Annotated in this window: 14 protein-coding genes and 1 riboswitch; of the genes, 7 read left to right on the top strand and 7 right to left on the bottom strand. The window is 45.2% G+C overall.

Features of this window, described 5'->3' with window-relative positions; genetic code table 11:
* The first annotated feature begins 29 nt into the window (after positions 1 to 29).
* From MO387_RS13745 to MO387_RS13735, 3 genes are all read left to right on the top strand, one after another.
* Positions 30 to 1,304 (top strand): Nramp family divalent metal transporter, encoded by a 1,275-nt coding sequence (locus tag MO387_RS13745; protein WP_107949117.1) that lies wholly within the window; start codon positions 30 to 32, stop codon positions 1,302 to 1,304.
* 152 nt (positions 1,305 to 1,456) lie between these two features.
* On the top strand, positions 1,457 to 1,921 hold the full coding sequence (locus MO387_RS13740) for a DUF1456 family protein (protein ID WP_006080239.1): 465 nt from the start codon (positions 1,457 to 1,459) through the stop codon (positions 1,919 to 1,921).
* 275 nt (positions 1,922 to 2,196) lie between these two features.
* Positions 2,197 to 3,885: an NAD-dependent malic enzyme gene (locus MO387_RS13735; protein ID WP_006080238.1), complete on the top strand. Its 1,689-nt coding sequence runs from the start codon at positions 2,197 to 2,199 to the stop codon at positions 3,883 to 3,885.
* Between the two features lie 128 nt (positions 3,886 to 4,013).
* Here the strand turns inward: MO387_RS13735 and MO387_RS13730 are convergent, their stop codons facing one another.
* Together MO387_RS13730 and MO387_RS13725 are read right to left on the bottom strand one after the other, a co-directional pair.
* Positions 4,014 to 4,448 (bottom strand): DUF3069 domain-containing protein, encoded by a 435-nt coding sequence (locus MO387_RS13730; RefSeq protein ID WP_006084096.1) that lies wholly within the window; start codon positions 4,446 to 4,448, stop codon positions 4,014 to 4,016.
* A 36-nt stretch (positions 4,449 to 4,484) separates the two neighbouring features.
* On the bottom strand, positions 4,485 to 5,009 hold the full coding sequence (locus MO387_RS13725) for a phosphatase PAP2 family protein (RefSeq protein WP_107949119.1): 525 nt from the start codon (positions 5,007 to 5,009) through the stop codon (positions 4,485 to 4,487).
* A 222-nt stretch (positions 5,010 to 5,231) separates the two neighbouring features.
* On the opposite strand from MO387_RS13725, the gene MO387_RS13720 reads away from it, so the two are divergent.
* Positions 5,232 to 7,088, top strand: coding sequence for a diguanylate cyclase (locus MO387_RS13720; protein WP_325050854.1), 1,857 nt, complete (start codon positions 5,232 to 5,234; stop codon positions 7,086 to 7,088).
* On the opposite strand, the gene MO387_RS13715 is transcribed toward MO387_RS13720, so the two are convergent.
* Positions 7,085 to 7,882, bottom strand: a complete 798-nt coding sequence (locus tag MO387_RS13715) for a transporter substrate-binding domain-containing protein (RefSeq protein WP_107949123.1) — start codon at positions 7,880 to 7,882, stop codon at positions 7,085 to 7,087. The genes MO387_RS13720 and MO387_RS13715 overlap by 4 nt on opposite strands.
* A gap of 175 nt (positions 7,883 to 8,057) precedes the next feature.
* Here MO387_RS13715 and queG point away from each other — a divergent pair, with 175 nt between their 5' ends.
* Positions 8,058 to 9,260 carry a tRNA epoxyqueuosine(34) reductase QueG gene (gene queG / locus MO387_RS13710; protein WP_107949125.1) on the top strand — a complete coding sequence of 401 codons (1,203 nt, stop codon included), beginning with the start codon at positions 8,058 to 8,060 and terminating at the stop codon, positions 9,258 to 9,260.
* Between the two features lie 225 nt (positions 9,261 to 9,485).
* On the opposite strand, the gene metE is transcribed toward queG, so the two are convergent.
* Positions 9,486 to 11,756 (bottom strand): 5-methyltetrahydropteroyltriglutamate--homocysteine S-methyltransferase, encoded by a 2,271-nt coding sequence (gene metE / locus MO387_RS13705; protein WP_107949127.1) that lies wholly within the window; start codon positions 11,754 to 11,756, stop codon positions 9,486 to 9,488.
* Between the two features lie 200 nt (positions 11,757 to 11,956).
* Here metE and MO387_RS13700 point away from each other — a divergent pair, with 200 nt between their 5' ends.
* Entirely contained in the window at positions 11,957 to 12,862 is a 906-nt protein-coding gene (locus MO387_RS13700) for a LysR family transcriptional regulator (protein WP_107949129.1), read from the top strand.
* A gap of 94 nt (positions 12,863 to 12,956) precedes the next feature.
* On the opposite strand, the gene MO387_RS13695 is transcribed toward MO387_RS13700, so the two are convergent.
* Positions 12,957 to 13,685 (bottom strand): HDOD domain-containing protein, encoded by a 729-nt coding sequence (locus MO387_RS13695; protein WP_063883536.1) that lies wholly within the window; start codon positions 13,683 to 13,685, stop codon positions 12,957 to 12,959.
* 679 nt (positions 13,686 to 14,364) lie between these two features.
* Here MO387_RS13695 and MO387_RS13690 point away from each other — a divergent pair.
* A complete protein-coding gene (locus tag MO387_RS13690; protein ID WP_107949131.1) occupies positions 14,365 to 15,579 on the top strand; it encodes a hypothetical protein in 1,215 nt (404 codons plus the stop codon).
* A gap of 59 nt (positions 15,580 to 15,638) precedes the next feature.
* Here the strand turns inward: MO387_RS13690 and MO387_RS13685 are convergent, their stop codons facing one another.
* Together MO387_RS13685 and MO387_RS13680 are read right to left on the bottom strand one after the other, a co-directional pair.
* Positions 15,639 to 17,600 carry a TonB-dependent receptor gene (locus MO387_RS13685; protein WP_107949133.1) on the bottom strand — a complete coding sequence of 654 codons (1,962 nt, stop codon included), beginning with the start codon at positions 17,598 to 17,600 and terminating at the stop codon, positions 15,639 to 15,641.
* Positions 17,601 to 17,708: 108 nt separating this feature from the next.
* Positions 17,709 to 17,942, bottom strand: a riboswitch (cobalamin riboswitch).
* A 136-nt stretch (positions 17,943 to 18,078) separates the two neighbouring features.
* A complete protein-coding gene (locus MO387_RS13680) occupies positions 18,079 to 18,747 on the bottom strand; it encodes a hypothetical protein (protein ID WP_107949135.1) in 669 nt (222 codons plus the stop codon).
* Between the last annotated feature and the right edge of the window lie 53 nt (positions 18,748 to 18,800).

The raw sequence follows: 18,800 nt of genomic DNA, 5'->3' as shown, positions 1-18,800 counted from the left end.
AATTTTCAACAGGTACTTTTAATAACGACATGACTGAATCCTCGACAACCTCCCCTTCATCCTCTTGGATGGCACACCTGACGCTTGGCATTAAAGCTATGGGGCCCGGTGTGCTTATGGCCGCAGCGGCGATTGGCGCATCGCATTTAGTCGCCTCGACTCGTGCCGGCGCCGAATTTGGCTGGCAACTGGCTTGGGTCATTTTAGGGGTGAATTTACTTAAGTATCCCTTCTTTGCCGCTGGTGCACGCTACACAGCTGCTACAGGGGAGAGTTTACTGCACGGTTACCTCAAACAGGGCCGAGGTTATTTGCTGCTATTTACTGGACTGAATGTGATCGCCGCCGTCGCTAGCACTGCGGGTGTTTGCATGCTCACCGCCGCCATGTTGACCCAATTTATTCCGCTTCCCATCGATTGGTTAGCCCTGCTGGTATTGCTGAGTTCATTGGCTTTGCTGATTTTAGGCCATTATCAACTACTCGATAGACTCACTAAGATCATCATGTTCGCCCTAACCCTTACTACCTTGATTGCTGTGGCCTTAGCTTGGGATCATGCTCAGCCATTAGCGAGCAATTTTGTCTCTCCCTCACCTTGGCAATGGGCCCATGTGGGATTTCTGGTCGCCATGATGGGCTGGATGCCGGCACCGATTGAAGTGAGCGCTTGGAATTCCCTCTGGTTGCTCGAAAAACAAAAAAGCCAGACGGTCACAAAAGCGCAGGCGCTGCTCGACTTTAACTTAGGCTACATCATCACCGCGATCCTCGCGATCGTGTTTCTGTCCTTGGGCGCCTTAGTGATGCACGGCAGTGGTGAGCACTTTTCCGATTCGGGCGCACAATTTGCTAATCAATTGATCAACCTTTACAGCCAAGTGATGGGTGGTGAAAGTCGTTATCTTATTGGGATTGTGGCTTTTCTCTGTATTTTTAGCACCACAGTAACCGTTATCGATGGCTACAGCCGCACCTTAGATATGGGCTGGCAATTACTCACCTCAGAGGCCAGTTCAGACAAACGCCTCACAGGGATCATGCTCGCCATCAGTGCCTTTGGCTTATTGCTGATCCTCTTCTTTAAAGGCGCACTGTTGCCGCTACTTGAGTTTGTGATGATTTTGGCCTTTATGACCACAGTCATTTTTGCTTGGTTGAACTACCGCTTAATGACCAGCAAACAGCTCCCCGAAGCCGATAGGTATGGCACTAAGATGAAACTACTCTCTTGGTTTGGCCTGAGTTATCTGCTGATTTTCGCGGCACTGTTTATCTATTGGTACAACGTCATTAAAGGTTGATTGCTAAGATGGCATGACAGCTATTTATGCCAAAGTCATAAATAGCATTCGCTACGCTGCGTTAAATTCCTGCTAAATTCTGCTTTTGAGGCGGTTTGGGTATATAATACCGCCTCTTAAACCAGACAGCGCAGCCGCGCCAAGAGATGACCATGATTAATAATGATATTTTGCGCCGTTTGCGCTTCGTGTTTGATTTCAACAATGCCAAAATGATTAAAATTTTTGCCAAAGCTGGAAGAGAAGTGCCGACAGAAGAGATCATTGCTCTACTGCACAAAGAAGAGGAAGAAGGTTACAAAGCCTGTAATGACACCACTTTATGTCAGTTCCTAGACGGCCTTATCATCGAAAAGCGTGGCCTACGTGAAGGTGCAGAAATCCCAGCGCCAGTATCACGTTTAAACAATAACTTAATCTTCAAAAAGCTCAGAGTGGCCCTCGAAATGCGTGAAGAAGACATAGTTGCAGCCTTGGCTCTAGCCGAAGTGCAAATGTCAAAATCAGAACTGAGTGCGCTGTTCCGCAATCCGGATCATAAGAATTTTAAAGAGTGTGGCGATCAAATCCTGCGTAACTTTATTCGCGGCTTATCACTTAAGTATCGCGGTGAATAACGCAAAACATAAGTTTGTCACATCAAACGCAGCTTAGGCTGCGTTTTTTTATATCCAATTTAAGCTATGCCTAAAGTTGCTTAGGCATAAACAACAGCATAACAATTCCATCTGAAGTACCTCATAAATCCTGTTTAAAACAGCGGACTTTTTTACTGCTGCAAAAAAAACCACAAATACCTCGTTCCACGGACAACAAAGATCACATTTCATGATAACCTTACGTGACTTACAGCACGTATTGACCACTTAAACAATAACTCAAAAGGTTACCCATGGACGATAATAAACGCCCCCTCTATCTTCCGTTTGCAGGACCTGCCATTCTTGAAGCCCCGCTGATTAACAAGGGCAGTGCATTTTCTGAAGAAGAGCGTATTTTCTTTAACCTCGAAGGCTTAGTTCCCTATGCCATTGAAACAATTGAGGAGCAGGCTTCCCGCGCCTACGATCAATTTAGAAGTTTCAACAACGACTTAGACAAGCATATTTACCTACGTAATATCCAAGACACTAACGAGACCTTATTTTATCGTTTAGTGCAAAATAACATCAGCGAGATGATGCCTATCATCTATACGCCGACGGTAGGTTTGGCTTGTGAACGTTTCTCGAAAAACTATCGCCGCAACCGTGGTTTGTTTATCTCTTATCCGAACAAAGATAGGATCGATGACATTCTCAATAACTCGACTCGCCAAAAAGTTAAAATCATCGTTGTTACCGACGGTGAACGTATTTTAGGTCTTGGCGATCAAGGTATTGGCGGCATGGGGATCCCTATCGGTAAGTTGTCACTCTACACTAGCTGTGGTGGCATCAGTCCGGCTTATACTCTGCCTATCACTTTAGATGTAGGCACAGATAATCCGCAGTTATTAGAAGATCCTATGTATATGGGCTGGCGCCATCCGCGCATCGGTGGCGAAGAATACGCCGAGTTTATCGAAGCCTTTATGCAAGCTGTACATGTACGTTGGCCAGACACTTTAATCCAATTCGAAGACTTTGCCCAAAAGAACGCCATGCCGATCTTAGAGCGTTATAAAGATCGCTATTGCTGCTTTAACGATGATATTCAAGGTACCGCTGCCGTTGCAGTCGGTTCATTGCTGGCCGCTTGTAAAGCTGCAGGTACTGAATTAAATCAACAACGTATTGCCTTCCTTGGTGCGGGTAGCGCGGGTTGCGGTATCGCCGAAGCTATCGTGGCGCAAATGGTGTCCGAAGGGATCAGCGACGAGCAAGCTCGCACTCAAGTGTGCATGGTTGACCGTTGGGGCTTATTGTTAGACAACATGCCTAACCTGTTGCCATTCCAGCAAAAATTGGCGCAGAAATGCACCAATATCCAAAACTGGAGTAATTTCAGCGACAATATTTCATTATTGGATGTGGTTAACAACACTAAGCCGACCGTGCTGATTGGCGTGTCTGGCGTACCGGGTCTATTCACCGAAGAAATTATTCGCGCTATGCACAGCCATTGTGCCCGCCCGATTATTTTCCCACTGTCTAACCCAACCAGCCGTGTTGAAGCGACACCAAAAGACATTTTGCATTGGACTTCAGGTCAAGCATTAGTCGCCACGGGTAGCCCGTTCGAGCCAGTTGTGGTTGATGGTGAAACCTTTGAGATTGCCCAGTGTAACAACAGCTTTATCTTCCCTGGTATTGGCTTAGGTGTTTTAGCCTCTGGTGCCCGCCACGTTTCCGATGCCATGTTAATGGCATCAAGCCGCGCACTTGCAGAATGCTCGCCACTGGCAATCGACGGTAGCGGCCCATTATTACCTAAACTGGAAGATATCCACGCGGTCAGTAAACACATCGCTTTCGCCGTAGGTAAAGTCGCAGTTGAACAAGGTTTAACGCTGCCAATGAGCGATGAAATCTTACAACAATCAATTGAAGGCAATTTCTGGAGTCCAGAATATCGCCGCTACAAACGCACTTCGTTCTAAGCATAGCGTTGCCGCGACTTGAGTCGTGGCAACGCAGCTTTAGCTAAGGGGTTGTGCCAGCAAAAAGCCCGTCACTGCAAAGTGACGGGCTTTTTAATTTTCAGACTCAGCGCTTATTTCAATAAAAACTAAGGCGCCATCACCTGTTTAAAGCTATTGAGCATAGAGCGATCGGTACGGGCTTTTTTCAATTTGCGTAGACTTTCTTTGAGCGACTCATCGGCTAAACGGGTAAAAATACCGTTATATTCTTGCTCTTGGATTTCACCATCGGTATCGGCCTGCTCAGAAATCTCTTGGGCAACACGACTCAACTGCAACCAAGCATTCGCGATATAAAAACCATGGAATGCGGCTTGCTCCATGAGATTACGCGCGCTAGCAGGCAAAGATGCCCAAGCTTGGCTAAATTTGCCCTCTCTGTCTTCCAACAGTTCAGCGCACAGGCTTTGATATGCAGCCAATAATCCATCCGGAAGTTTTGCCATTGGCAGCACTTTATTCGCAACATTGTAAGAAATCTGCTCGGCAGTTTCACGGTAAACAGCTGATAATTCACTCATAAAAAATCTCGATTAACATTCATTCAAAAAATAGACTTAAAACTGACCACTCACATATAAACCATAAACGCCGTTACCTGCTATCGGTGTGACAGTAATTCCTTCATAGGGCTGAGTAAAATACCAACCCGCTAGTGCGCCAATTGCAGCACCCGCTAACACGTCTTCTAGGTAATGTTGATCGCTCGCCACTCGGGTATAGCCAACATACGATGCCACGACATAGGCGGGTAAACCATACTGCCAGCCATAACGTTGCTGAATAAACGTCGCCGCCATAAAGCTGTCAGAGGTATGACCCGATGGGAACGAATCATCGCCACTACAGTCGGGTCTGTCTTTACTCACGCCATATTTTAGGCCTTCAACAATTAATCGACTCGATACTGCCGCCTGAATTAACTGCCAACTACCGTCGTAACCGTCTTCATAAAATAACGTCGCACCCATTGCCGTTGCGGGGAGCAATAAATGCAATACATCGCCCGAGGTTTCTAAATCTGAGCCCGCCCAGCTAGTGCCGCTCATCATGAGTAGGGCAGCACAAAGTAATTTTTTCAAGGGTGATTCCTTTTTTAGGATGATTTCCAAGGCGAAGTTTATACCTTGATAGCTAGCCGAATGCAAAATTGCGATACATCTATATTCAAAATGAACAAACAAGTTATGCTAAGCTGATTATTAGCTATTGATTTTAATGCGAACAGGAAACCTTTTTTGCTACGTCCATTCCGATACTTATCATTTTTTTTGTTGCTGCTCTTACTGCCGCTCAGCCTCGCTATGGCAGAAGAAAAGACTCAGGTTGATAAAATATTTGAAAGACTTGAAAGCGGTGAGCCCATGACCCGCGAAGCAATTGACAGCGATCTTGCGTTATTGAGCAAACTGATTGCAACCGACGATGTACTCCGCAATGAAAAGCTACAGCTACTAAAATGCTGGGATCAAAGTGCCGAAACGGATACAGACATAGCACAGGCAGTTAAGAATACGAGTCAAACACTCACCCTTATTCCACTAACGGCTTCCGCGCATTTCATCACCGACCTCATGCTTTGTCATTCTTGGTTTTTGCAGTTAAATGGTGATGTAGATAGCGCAATGGAAGGCTATAACCTCAGTGTTAAGCGTGCCTATGAGCATGAGGATCTTAAACTCATTGCCGACTCACGCAGCCTTCGCGGCGCTCTGTATTCCTATATTGGCGATTTTTCTGCGGCATTAGACGATCTGATAACTGCACAAGATCTCTACGAGTCACTGAATTTAACCGGCTGGGCTAACATCAATCTTGCCGATATGGCCACCAGCTTTAGACGTTATGGCGATCCCCAAAGTGCAATCCGTTACTACAATAAACTCAAAGCACTCTATTTAAAGAACAATAACCAAGAGCAGGCAATGTATGTCACCTCAGAAATAGGTCTGGCTTTAGATGAACTGGGTGAACATCAACAAGCTATTGATCACTTCTTGCTCAGCTATCAATACTTTAAGGAACATCAGCTAGAAAAAGTGGCCGCCACTATGGCGACGGACATTGCCTTTAGCTTAATCAAACTCCATCGTCTTAATGAAGCGGAAAAATATTTAACTGAAGCCGCAGCTGTGATTAGCGAAAAAGATTATGCCGCTTATAGCTTTATGAAACTCTTTACGGCCAATATCAAGTTTCAACAAGCACGTTATAAAGAAGCGCTTACTGAACTCGAACAAGGGGAAAAAGCCTTTCGAACTCTGCAAAATGATCGGGGACTCACCCAACTATTACAGCTGAAAAGTGATGTCTATGCGGCGATGAATAATTTACCTGCGGCCTATGGCGCACTGCAGGAATTTGTCGCCCTCACCAAAAAAGTCGATGACAACTCCTTCTCTCATCAAACCACAGAATTAAAAATGAAGTTTGATACCACTAGGATTGAATCTGAAAATCAGCGCTTGATTGAAAACCAAAACCTTAAAGAACAAGAACTCGCGCTGCTTGAGAAGAATAAGTCATTGCAACACATCATTTTATTATTGACGGGCTTTATCCTAACAATAGTGTCGATATTTGCGTATAAACAAGTGCAGAGAAATCGCCAATTACAGGTCATAGCCCTCACCGATTACCTCACCAAGCTCCCTAATCGTCGGCATATTTATGCCCAAGCCGCACAGTATTTTCAGCAAGCCTTAAAACAACAAAGCCCTTTTTCGGTGATAATCTTTGATGCGGACCACTTCAAGAAAATTAACGATAACTTCGGCCATGAGCTGGGCGATCGCGCCTTACTGACGATCGCAAGCGCAAGTCAAGCCCTAACGGGTAATAAAGATCTTATTGGCCGTATCGGTGGTGAAGAGTTTTTAATTCTCTTACCCAACACAGATGCTGAACGTGCTTGTGAACTTGCCCATCAGTTGCAAGCTCAAATTAGTCGTCTAGGCGCAGAGGATTTACCCGCTGAACTCAAATTGACCGTTAGTGCAGGTGTCGCAACCTTAGCGCCGCAGCCCAATAGTGACAACACCTATCAAGACAAAGACTTTGCCAGCCTACTGAAACGTGCCGACGACGCCCTTTATGAGGCTAAAAATGCGGGAAGAAATTGTGTTAAAGCCGCCAAAAATGAGGCTGCGAGTGAGAGTTAAACACTTTTATGCCAAAACACTTGATGCTGTAAGGGCGGTGGCAGAGCACCAAACCATGTCTGATATAAACGACTAAATTCCCCTGAGTCTTTCATTTTCTCAAGCTCTGTTTGCCAACTCGTGACCGTGGCCGCCGACGTCCCTTTAGAAAAGGCTAAATACAGATTAATCTCAGATACGACATACACTTGGCGTATATCTGCCTCACTTGCGCCCACTTCTTCAAGTATCTGCTTAACCGCAAGATCCGCTTGGCACCAGAAACGAATTCGAGAGAACAGTAATTGCTTCGCCGATTGCTGCGGAAAACTCGCCACCAGCAAATTATCCACGCCCGCTTGTTGTAACAGCTGCGCCCCAGCAGATTCTCGATAAACCCCCACAATATCTTTAGATTGAAGTTCGGCAAGTTGATCGAGTGCAATAGGATCTGCCGCTCTCGCATACAAAGCAATTTTGCTGGTTGCAATCGGGCCGATAAAATCGAAATGCTCTTCACGCTCGTCATTAATAGACGTCGCAAAAAGTAAGACATTCGCCGAAGTATTGGCAATCGAATACGCCCGTGCCCAAGGTAACACATCAATTTTTTCACTCTGGCCCAGTCTCGATTGCAAGATATTGACTAAGTCCACCGCAAAACCTTGGGGAACGCCATCTTGCTCGTAACTCATGGGAGGCCAAGCTTCGGTCACTAACTTCAACTTATCAGGCGCTGCAAAAACAAGATTAGGCATCAGGCCTAATAAGCTCATCGCAAGAAAACACGCCCTAAGGGGAAACGCACTCAGCATACGGATACCAAACGGGAAACATTAAACCTAATCATAGACTCAATCCCTGCTGCAAATAAACATATGCCCAAAGAAAATAGCCTCTCATTCATGCTCACTGAGTAAACTCGTCCGTAACAAGTGAAAACTTGCTATCATATTGCCACCTAGCCAAGAGCCTCACTGCAATGAATCCATGTCGACTTTAGCCAATCAAATCCCCAACCAATCCTATGCCAGCACACTGTCGCGGCTTGCGCTGCAAATAAAAACGTGGGGAAAAGCACTCGGATTTGCACAAGTTGGCATTTGCGATACAGATTTAACGGCCGAAGAAGCCAAACTCCAAGCATGGCTAGACAAAGGGTTTCATGGCGAAATGGCGTATATGGCCACCCACGGGATGATGCGCGCTCGCCCGCAAGAATTGCATCTGGGCACAGTGCGAGTGATATCCGTACGGATGGACTATTTACCACCCGAAGCAGGCTTTGCCACTAATCTCACCGATCCCAACTTAGGTTATATCTCCCGTTATGCAGGGGGCCGCGACTACCACAAGTTGATCCGCGCTCGGCTTAAAAAGCTGGGGGATCAAATCAGTGCAGAGTTAGTTGCGCTCGGTTTCGATGCCGCCGATTTCCGTCCCTTCGTCGACTCAGCGCCCGTGCTCGAGCGCCCATTAGCCGAAAAAGCCGGTATAGGTTGGACAGGTAAACACTCACTCATACTCAACCATGAGGCGGGTAGTTGGTTCTTTTTAGGTGAGCTACTGATCAATTTGCCTCTGCCTGTGGATATTCCAATCCAAGAAGGCTGTAACAGTTGCGTCGCCTGCATCACCTCCTGCCCGACGGGTGCAATCGTAGAACCTTATGTGGTCGATGGCAGACGCTGTATTTCCTATCTCACCATCGAGCTGCAAGGCGCCATTCCTGAAGAATTTAGGCCACTTATGGGCAATCGCATCTATGGCTGCGATGATTGTCAGCTCGTGTGCCCAATCAATCGCCAAGCGCCGCTCACCGCCGAAACCGACTTCCACATTCGTCCCCAATTAAAACAGCCCGACCTTCTCAGCCTTTTTGCTTGGAGCGAGGCCGAATTTCTAAAGCAAACTGAAGGCAGCGCCATTCGCCGAATTGGCCATAAACGCTGGCTACGTAATATAGCAGTCGCGCTGGGTAACGCCCCCGCAAGCCCAAGCATTATTGCCGCGCTTAACGCTCGCAATGACAACGAAGATATCGATGAGATAGTGCGTGAACATATCGAATGGGCGCTCAATGCTCAGCAATCGCGCCTTGCCGATATCGCAGCAATTGAACAACAAAAAGCACGCCGCAAGACTGAACGCATGGTGCGTATTATCAAAAAAGGCTTACCACGAGATGCTTAACATCTAACAAGGTTATCAATAGCTTACTACTGATTAATTAGCCTAAACTAAGAATCGTTATTCGCTCTGTACGTCTATTGAACCTTGATATTAAACATGGCCAATAGACAGTGGCGTTTCCCTTATTCGCAGCGAATAAAACACACCGGAGGCATAAACATCCGGTGTCTTTTTACTGAGTAAGCTCAATAAGTTCAGTTAAAAACTCTCACTCAAGCAGTGATATTAGCCAAGGCGACGACGCAGTACGCGGGTTGCATCAACCATATTTTTCAATGCAGGTTCGACTTCATCCCAAGTGCGGGTTTTTAGGCCACAATCTGGGTTGACCCATAATTGACGCACGGGGACTTTCTGCGCAGCTTTCTCGATTAAGTGCACCATGGCCTCCACACTTGGGATATTTGGTGAGTGGATGTCATACACACCGGGGCCGATTTCGTTGGGATATTCAAAATCTTCAAAGGCGTTGAGCAACTCCATCCGCGAACGCGACGTCTCGATTGTGATCACATCAGCATCCATGGCAGCAATCGCGGCAATCGTGTCGTTAAACTCGCTGTAACACATGTGGGTGTGGATTTGAGTCTCATCAGTCACGCCAGCAGCGCTGAGTTTAAAGGCATTCACCGCCCAATCTAAATAGGTTTGCCACTCACTTTGTTTCAATGGCAAACCTTCACGGAAGGCAGGTTCATCAATTTGAATAATGCCAATCCCCGCATTTTGTAAATCGACCACTTCATCACGAATCGCCAGCGCCAGTTGTGTCGCAATCGCATCGCGGCTGATATCTTCACGGGCGAATGACCAGTGCAAAATCGTCACTGGCCCCGTCAACATGCCTTTTACGGGCTTGTCGGTGAGACTCTGGGCAAACTCAGCCCAATCGACCGTCATGGCTTTTGGACGACTCACATCGCCGTAAATCAAGGGTGGCTTAACACAACGTGAGCCATAGCTTTGCACCCAGCCATTTTTACTAAAACCAACGCCAGCTAACTGCTCGCCAAAGTACTCCACCATGTCGTTACGTTCGGCTTCACCGTGCACGAGTACGTCGATACCCAGTTTGAGTTGGCGATCGATAGTATCGCGGGTCACTTGCTGTAACTGCTCATTATACTGAGCATCGTTAAGCTCACCCTTGCGCCAGCGGCTGCGTAGTCCGCGGATTGCAGGTGTTTGTGGGAACGAACCTATGGTCGTGGTTGGTAACAGAGGTAATTGGTATTTTCGCTGCTGCACACTTTGGCGCACACTGAAATCACTGACACGTTCATAATCTGCAGCGGTTAATGCCGCAACGCGATCAACTACTTGCTTATCTGCAGCCAGCGCTTTTGCTTGGCGACGAGCGATACAAAAAGCACTGATTTTCTGTGCTTCATCCGAATTAGGCGCCAACAATAATTGGCGAATTTTGCTCAATTCCAACAGTTTCTGCTTAGCAAAGGCTAACTGCTTACGCAGCACAGGTAATAGTTTGACTTCAACATCTAAATCGACTGGGCTATGCAGTAATGAACATGATGTGCCAATCCACAGACGATCGCCTAAATCACGCGCCACAGCGCCAATACGCTCGGCAATCAAATCGATATCCGCCGCCCACACGTTACGGCCATTAACCACACCCGCCGACAAAATTTGCTCACCGCGCAACGCATTCGCAAACACAGTCAGCTGATCTGGCGCAGTAACTAAATCTAAGTGCAAACCAGCAACAGGCAAGGCAGATACGAGGGCTTGATGATGCACAATACCGCCATAATAACTCGCCAAGAGGATGCTAACGTTAGCAGTGCTTAATGCTTGATAAGTCTTAGTCATCGCCGCTTGCCAATGCGTGTCTAACTCTAATGCCAACACAGGCTCATCTAACTGTACCCATTCCACACCTTGGGCGGCGAAACGGGCCAAAATGTCAGCATAAGCCGTTAATAAATTAGGTAATAAACTTAACTTATCGAACTCTTGACCCACAGTTTTAGCAAGGTGCAAGTAACTGACTGGGCCGAGTAGAACAGGTTTGGCTTTATAGCCTAGCGCTTGCGCTTCGCTGACTTCATCAAAAAACTGCTCGTAAGCAATCGAAAAATCTTGGTTTTGCGTCAGCTCTGGCACCAGATAGTGATAGTTAGTATTGAAATACTTGGTCATTTCAGAAGCTGGCGCATCTTGGCCCGTTGGCGCTCTGCCGCGGGCAATACGGAATAAGGTATCGAGGTCGATTGCGCCTTCACCACGGTGGCGATCAGGGATGGCATTTAAGGTCGCACTCAGGGTTAATACTTGATCGTAAAAGGCAAAATCCCCCACAGGCACTTGCTCGATGCCAGCAGCAACTTGCCACTGCCAATGGGTACGGCGCAGTTCGCTCGCCACTTCACGCAGTTCAGCTTGAGTGATCTCACCACGCCAGTATTTTTCTAAGGCAAATTTCAATTCACGACGACGCCCGATACGGGGAAAACCAAGACTATTTAATTGCATACCCTATCTTCCTTTATTTGAGATAAGCCATATTCGGCACTTGCACCCACCAGATTGTGTTCTCTCGGCACTTTTCAACATTTCCGCCTTGATAAATAACAATGGGCGTCTGGACGTCTAGAAGTTTATTGTGTTAGTCTCTATTCCAGCAACCGAATTGATTTCAAGCACAACATGAGCGAATTTCACCTGGAGTGAACATGATCGAACTAAGACATCTGCGAACCTTAATGGCCCTGAAGGAAAGTGGCAGTTTGGCGGGCGCAGCCAAAAAACGTTTTGTCACTCAATCCGCACTCTCCCACCAAATTAAGGAGTTGGAGCAAAGGATTAACTCGCCTATTTTTGTGCGTAAGAGTAAGCCGCTGTCATTCACCCAAGAAGGTGCACGCCTGCTTCATCTCGCGGAAGAGATTTTGCCTAAGGTGTTAGAAACCGAGACAGATCTTAAGAATGGCCTTGAAACCGAAACCAATCAGTTGCGGGTAGGTATTGAGTGCCACAGCTGTTTTCGCTGGTTAATGCCTGTGATGGAGCAATTTAGACAAGACTATCCCCAAGCGGAGTTAGATCTGTCGAGCCGTCACTTGTTCGACTCGCTCAATGCCTTGGAAATGGGTGAACTGGATATAGTGCTGACCTCAGATCCTGTACCTGGGCATTCACTCGCTTATCAGCATTTGTTTGATTTTGAAGTGAAGTTAGTGGTTGCTAAAGATCATCCTCTAGCAAAAGAAGCCTATGTCACCCCTAAGCAATTAGAACACTTGCCTATTATCAGTTATCCAGTACCACTGACGCGTTTAGACATCTATCGCCACTTTTTAGAACCCGCAGGCATAGAAGCGGGCGAGCAAAAAACCTGTGATTTAACCATGATGTTACTACAACGCATCGCCTGTAAAGACGGCATAGCCGCGCTGCCGAACTGGTCGATAAATGAAGGACATGGCCTAAGCCTTACCACAGTGAAGCTTGGGCAAGAAGGCTTGAAACGCCCTTTGTTTGGCGCCTATCGCCGCCATAGCGCCAACTCAGCCTTGATCCAAAATTGGTTACAACTAGTGGCGAGTGAAGGTTTATCTCGCCAGCAGAAGACAAATTAATGCCGGTAAAATCTAATATAGAAGCCTGCGAATGCAGGCTTTTTTTATTGAATTAAATGGTTATTTTATTCGTTCAAACCGTTGCATCTAAATATTACAGCGGATTCATCAATAGACCACGCATAGACAATACGCGGCGCAGGATTAAACCAGGGGAATTCGAATTACGGGTCTGACGCAAATTATGGGCAATCATAAACTCTTGACGTAAGTCCTGATCTAAATCTAACGCTTCGAATGATTCTATCGTCAATGTCTGCTGTTGATTATCAATCAATGACTTAATTACGCTTAAAGGGAATGATTGTTCGGCATTAGCATTTAAATACGCAAAGGCCGTGAGCGCGATAATTTGGCCGAACACACTGAACAGAGCTAAGGTTTGTACTTCGTCAGCATCAACCTCGACGCCTTCCATATCCGCTAAACTGTCCACCGCATCCGTTGCAATATCTTCAGTCAACTTCCAATAACCTTGGACCAACTTTTTATAGGGCTGTGGCAGCTCATCGAGACGCTCTTGCAGATAAAACGTAAAGGCATAGCGATAGATATTCACTTGACCTAAGCGGACTAAAGCTTCTTTCAAGGAGCGAGTCTTAGGGTTAATCACCCCTGATGCCTGTGCGGAATTGCTGCGCATTAGCATGTGCGCCGCCAATGCGGGGTCACTCGAGATGATGTCGATCACGTTACGAATGTCGCCTTCAGCAAGGATCGCTTTTTTGAGTGGAATTAAAATCCCTCGCCGGCCAATCACTTGCTCTTCATTCGCTATGATAGCTCTAACTTGAGTAAAAACCTGTTGCTCAAGATCAGTCATAAGACACTTTGCACCTGTTTATTAACAATAAGATGATTCGGTTACTCTTCACATCATACCCAAAATTTAAAGAATTTCAGTACTAAGTCGCACAATAGCCTAACGAAAAGAATAAAAAATGACTACCTTATATGTAACATCAAATGGTGAAGCAAATAAGGTGCTGGAGGTGGAGATATAATCCCATGTTTTAAAACAATTTTAACATTTCCATTCTTCAAGTCGTCACGAGCCAGTCCGTCTAATAATTTATCTCTATTTCTACAACGAGGGTAAGCGACACCCATTCGCATTTCATTGCAATATGCCTCTCACTTACAATGACCAATTCAACATCAGTGTTGAAGCATAGCATTCCCGCTACATAGTCGACTTTTAGCTCATTACTACTCATCAGCCAGATGTCACAGTTTTAGCTGCACTTCTTCTGTCATGGGCATCATTTAGTATCAAGAGCTCGTGAATCTTGCCAATATAAGGTGACACAATCAAAGGGGGTACAATTCAGCTTCAAACTGATATCAAAGTGGAAATGCCTTCGTTTGAAATTAGCAAACAAACAATCCATTTGAAAAGAAAAATCAACTTAAGTATCATGGTCAAAACGTAGAGTTTTTTGCTCAAAGCACGGAAATAGTAAGCAGTTTTGACTGTTTCAGATAAAATATCGGAGAGAAACGTGAGATACAGTAAATTTACCATTGCTTTGTTGTGCTTGTGTGCAAGTAACTCGTACGCCTTAGAGTTGATAACAGCAACTGAAAACCAAACAGTAAACCAAATCGAACAAAAGTTTGATATTGATAACTTGTTAATATCTATAAATGATCGTTTATCTAATCATAAGAAAAGTGAATATGATTATGAATCACTATTAACAAACATCAAAAACGAGAAAGATAATTATAACAAGGCAATATTGGCATTACCCAATGCTATTTTAACAGAAAGTGACCCGAGCAATTACTTCAAAGGAATCGAAACCTTAGTAAAAAACATTGATTCACTTGAAAAGAAATCAGTCGATGACGAAATTAAAAATAAAGAAAACTATCAAGATATATTAAAACAATACGAAGTTGTTAATAGTCAACGCACTCAAAGAAGTACACAGCTTTTTGCATTGAAAAAAGAAATTGTTAATCGTATTATTGCTGAGTTATCTAGTTCTGATAGTGTTAAGTCAGTTGACCTAGAAAGCTCCATGACCTGTTCTAAATTTCAATCTATAAATGATTGTTTAAAAGATACCGAAAAATATACAGTTAAGAACACGATTAATTCAGATCCATTCCTTAGTGATAAAAGTGTGCTGCTATCATACAAGGTTATTGATGCAAGTATGAATATGAATGGAGAACTGCATTATAGAGTTAACATGACGTTTAAGCCGTCATATAACAACAAAATAGAATCATTACTCAATGAAAAACTGGGCCTTAAGTCCACGGTGATTACCCTTACGAGCAACGTTGATGCAGACTGGTATGTCGATGGTGCAAAGGTTGGTACAGGTAAGAAAATTTATCCCGAAGTTACCTTAGGTAAGCATGGTATTGTCGCATCATACAAAACCATGAAAAAATCAACCATTGAAACAGTAGAAACCAATGCTGTTTTTAACTATAAATTTGGCAAGATAGAAGACAAACCCGCTACTGACAATGAAGAGATTAAAAGTATAGCGAATAAGTCAGCTGCAGAGGAGACCAAGTCTAAACAGACTAAGCCTAAATTAACTATGTATGCAAAAAAAGAAGACAACACATCGAAAGAAGTTAATAATAAAAATGAGATGTCTGCCGATAATAATGATAAAAATAGCTATGAATATTATCTTGGTATTAAACCGCTAAATAAAGAAGAACAAGATAAACAATTTAAGAATAGATAATAGCAAAAGCAGCCTTTATATTCATTTAAAGGCTGCAAAATAGCTTATATAATCAGATATTAAAAACGATAACCAAGGGTTAAACGAATATCACGGCCTCGACCAGAGTAATAACTATCACCCCAAAGGCCACCGTAATAACCTGCGCTAACATAGTCTTTATCGAATAGGTTATCGATACGCAGACTGGCAAGCCAAGCATCACGATTGTAGTTCAAGGCTAAATTACCAAGCACGTAACTAGATAACTTATCGCCTTCGTTACCGTTATTGCCTTCAATAAAACGATCACCCGTGTAGATAGCTTCGGCAAACACCTGGAAATGCTCAGCAAAATCCATGCTGACATAACCGCGCCCCGTGTGTTTTGCCACCCAAGATAGCTCTTTGCCATCATTGATACCGTCAGTAAATTCAGCATCGATATAGTTATACTCTAGCCCGAGCTGCAGCGCTTTAGTCACTTGCCAATCCCAATCGGCACTGGCGCCATAACGACGAGAAGCGTCAGCATTGACGTTCGCACCTTGGAAATCTCCTTTTGGAGGTGTCTCTGCGCTAGGATCGAACACGATTTCATCCTCTAAATCGAGGCGATACAGGTTCACTCGCAGGGTTTGGCTGGCAAGCGTCCAATCCCAACCCGCCTCATAGGAGCGGCCCGTCTGTGGCTTTAAGCCAAACACATCTTTAGGGGTATAAGCTTGCTCATCCACTTTCGCAAAACGGAAGTTTTCATCGCCACGTAGATAGAATCTGTGCTCCGTACTAGGACGGTAGTTTAGGCCAAACTCAAATGCTGTCGCATCTTCATCTAAATCGATACCATTAGGATAAACTTTGCGATCGACTAACTCGTCGGTCACCCGCGCATATCGCCCACCCACAACATAACTTAGGGTATGGCTTAATGGCACAGTGGCTTGTAAGTAAGCACTTTGTGTTTGCTGCACATTACTGCGCGCCATAGTGTCAAAATCAGCCTTACCACGGCTGATGTCTAAACCTGTGACTAGGTTTAGCTCACCTTGACGGGTACTGTAGTTAGCTAACGCTTTAGGACTAAACATCAACAGTGAGCGCGTGTTATGGCTGTTCGCCCCCCAATTAAAAGAAGACACTAAGGTATCGCTATAATCTAAATCCGCTGCTAAAGCCCAATTTTGATTAAGCTGATGCTGGTAACCCGTGCGCGCTGCAGTGGTCATCTCGTGAGAATATTGCTTATCGTTCCCAGAGTCACGTGGGTTGTCTTTAAATTGATCTTTTGTAAGCGAGCCAGGATTTTCACGGTCATCGTCGTAATAGCTGGTTTCAACGAAGAACGAGTCTGTGGCCGTTTTATATTGAATGCGGCCAAGAATAGAGCCGGTTTCGTTAGCATTATGTTTGCGATAGTTGTCACCTTGGTTGTAACTACCGGTGAAAAAGTAACGCCAATCTTTGTTGATCGCGCCAGACACATCACCGCGACCTTCATAGGTATCAAAGCTACCGCCAGATAACTGCACGCTGCCGCCAGTATTTTCAGGGGACTTAGTGACAATATTAATCACCCCACCCACGGCTTGATCACCATAAAGCACACCCGCACTACCCGATAAAATTTCGATGCGCTCGACTTGGTTAAGCGGAATGGCATTAAGACTAGGAGCTGCGATATCGATATTATTGAGGCGACGACCATCAAGTAAAATCAGCGTGTTATTCACAGCAGTGCTGGCACTAAAGCCACGCATCGCAAAACTAGTACCGATGTTATTATCCGAAATTTGAATACCACTTTGACCGCGTAAAACCTCAGTCACACTAGTGGCACCGCTCATTTCAATCGCCGCAGCGTCAATCACATTCACATTCGCGGCAATATTTAACGGGGTATTGTCAGAGCGGCCGATCACGACAAGATGCTCGTCGACTTTCGCTGTGCTGGTAGCGTCAGCCGCCATAGCGGGCGCGATAACGGAAAAACTGCAAAGGCTACCGATCAGCAGCGCGATTTTTGTTGGATTTGTTCCCATTTTACCTTTAACTCCTGCAAGGAAAACGGGGCATTAGCGCCACGATACTGTTCATTCAGTAAAAGATACTGACATTGACTATCGCATTTTGAGATCTGCCCACCGAAATCTCAAAAACACCTTTAGGGCCGGTCTCCGGACTTAGGCTATGTTAATCCGTAAAAATAGAATTAACGCGAGACTGACCTTTAACATTCTGACTATCGGGTTCTGTCTTGAACACACCAATCAAACGCGGTCTTCTCTCACCTTTTACCGTTGCGGGGGCAGTGCCAGAATTTCACTGGCTTCCCGATTATCTCGCGGCTTTCGCACGCAAGCACCTCAGAAGGTTGACTAAAAATTTGATTCATAGGGCACAGCCATCAATAAAACAGCGATACTCCCTTAAGGCTCAGCACATTATAGAGCCTGAGCGCGCGCATTATAGACGTCTATACGGATGAAAGTCCATCAAACTCAAGCGAACATCTACAGTCTACTTCAAGGAGAATGGGACTAAAGCGGAGATAAAATCTTGGCTATTATCTGCCTGCAGTGGTGGTTTATCGGCAGAAAAAACGGCACCTCGCATCGACTTATGCAGTAGATACAAATCTTTATTGCCACTGACAACCGTATAGTAGCCAATTTCCCCTTGAGGAGTTGAAGCATAGGCTTTGGGATTCACTTGCGTGACATTGTGGATATTGGGCATGGCTGTACAGCCTAAAATAGCCTTAAATCCCTCATGTCCATCAACTTCAGTGTCGCCGAGCTTCTGGTACACCACTTCGCCGTCACAGGTCGATTTATAGGTCTGGGCCATCGCATCTAAAAAACGCTCAGGGCTAATACTCTCGGCCATATCCTTAAAGCCCTGCACGCAAAATAGTGCACTCCACTGGGTTAATGCTTCCTGCTCAGGCACATATTCTGCCATAAACATGCCAGCTTGCTCCTCATGATAAGCCTGCTTCCAGCCCGCAGGCAGATTGAACCCTAATTGCTGACCAAATACCGGCAATACATGGGTATGAGCTGCGCCGCTTTCGCTCCGAGCTATATCTAATGTGGCTTGAACTGGCTCTGAGCCAATTAAGCTGCAGAGTAATAACACACTGGCACCTTGAAACAATCCAATAGGTGAACACAATGCTAATTTCATACTTATCATCCTTGTATCGCACTTATAATTAATACGACATCATGAAATTGAAC

This window comes from Shewanella sp. N2AIL (assembly GCF_022690845.1).
Lineage (GTDB): Bacteria > Pseudomonadota > Gammaproteobacteria > Enterobacterales > Shewanellaceae > Shewanella > Shewanella baltica.
Note: the sequence above shows the minus strand (reverse complement) of the source record. Positions and strands in the feature narration are given on the sequence as shown.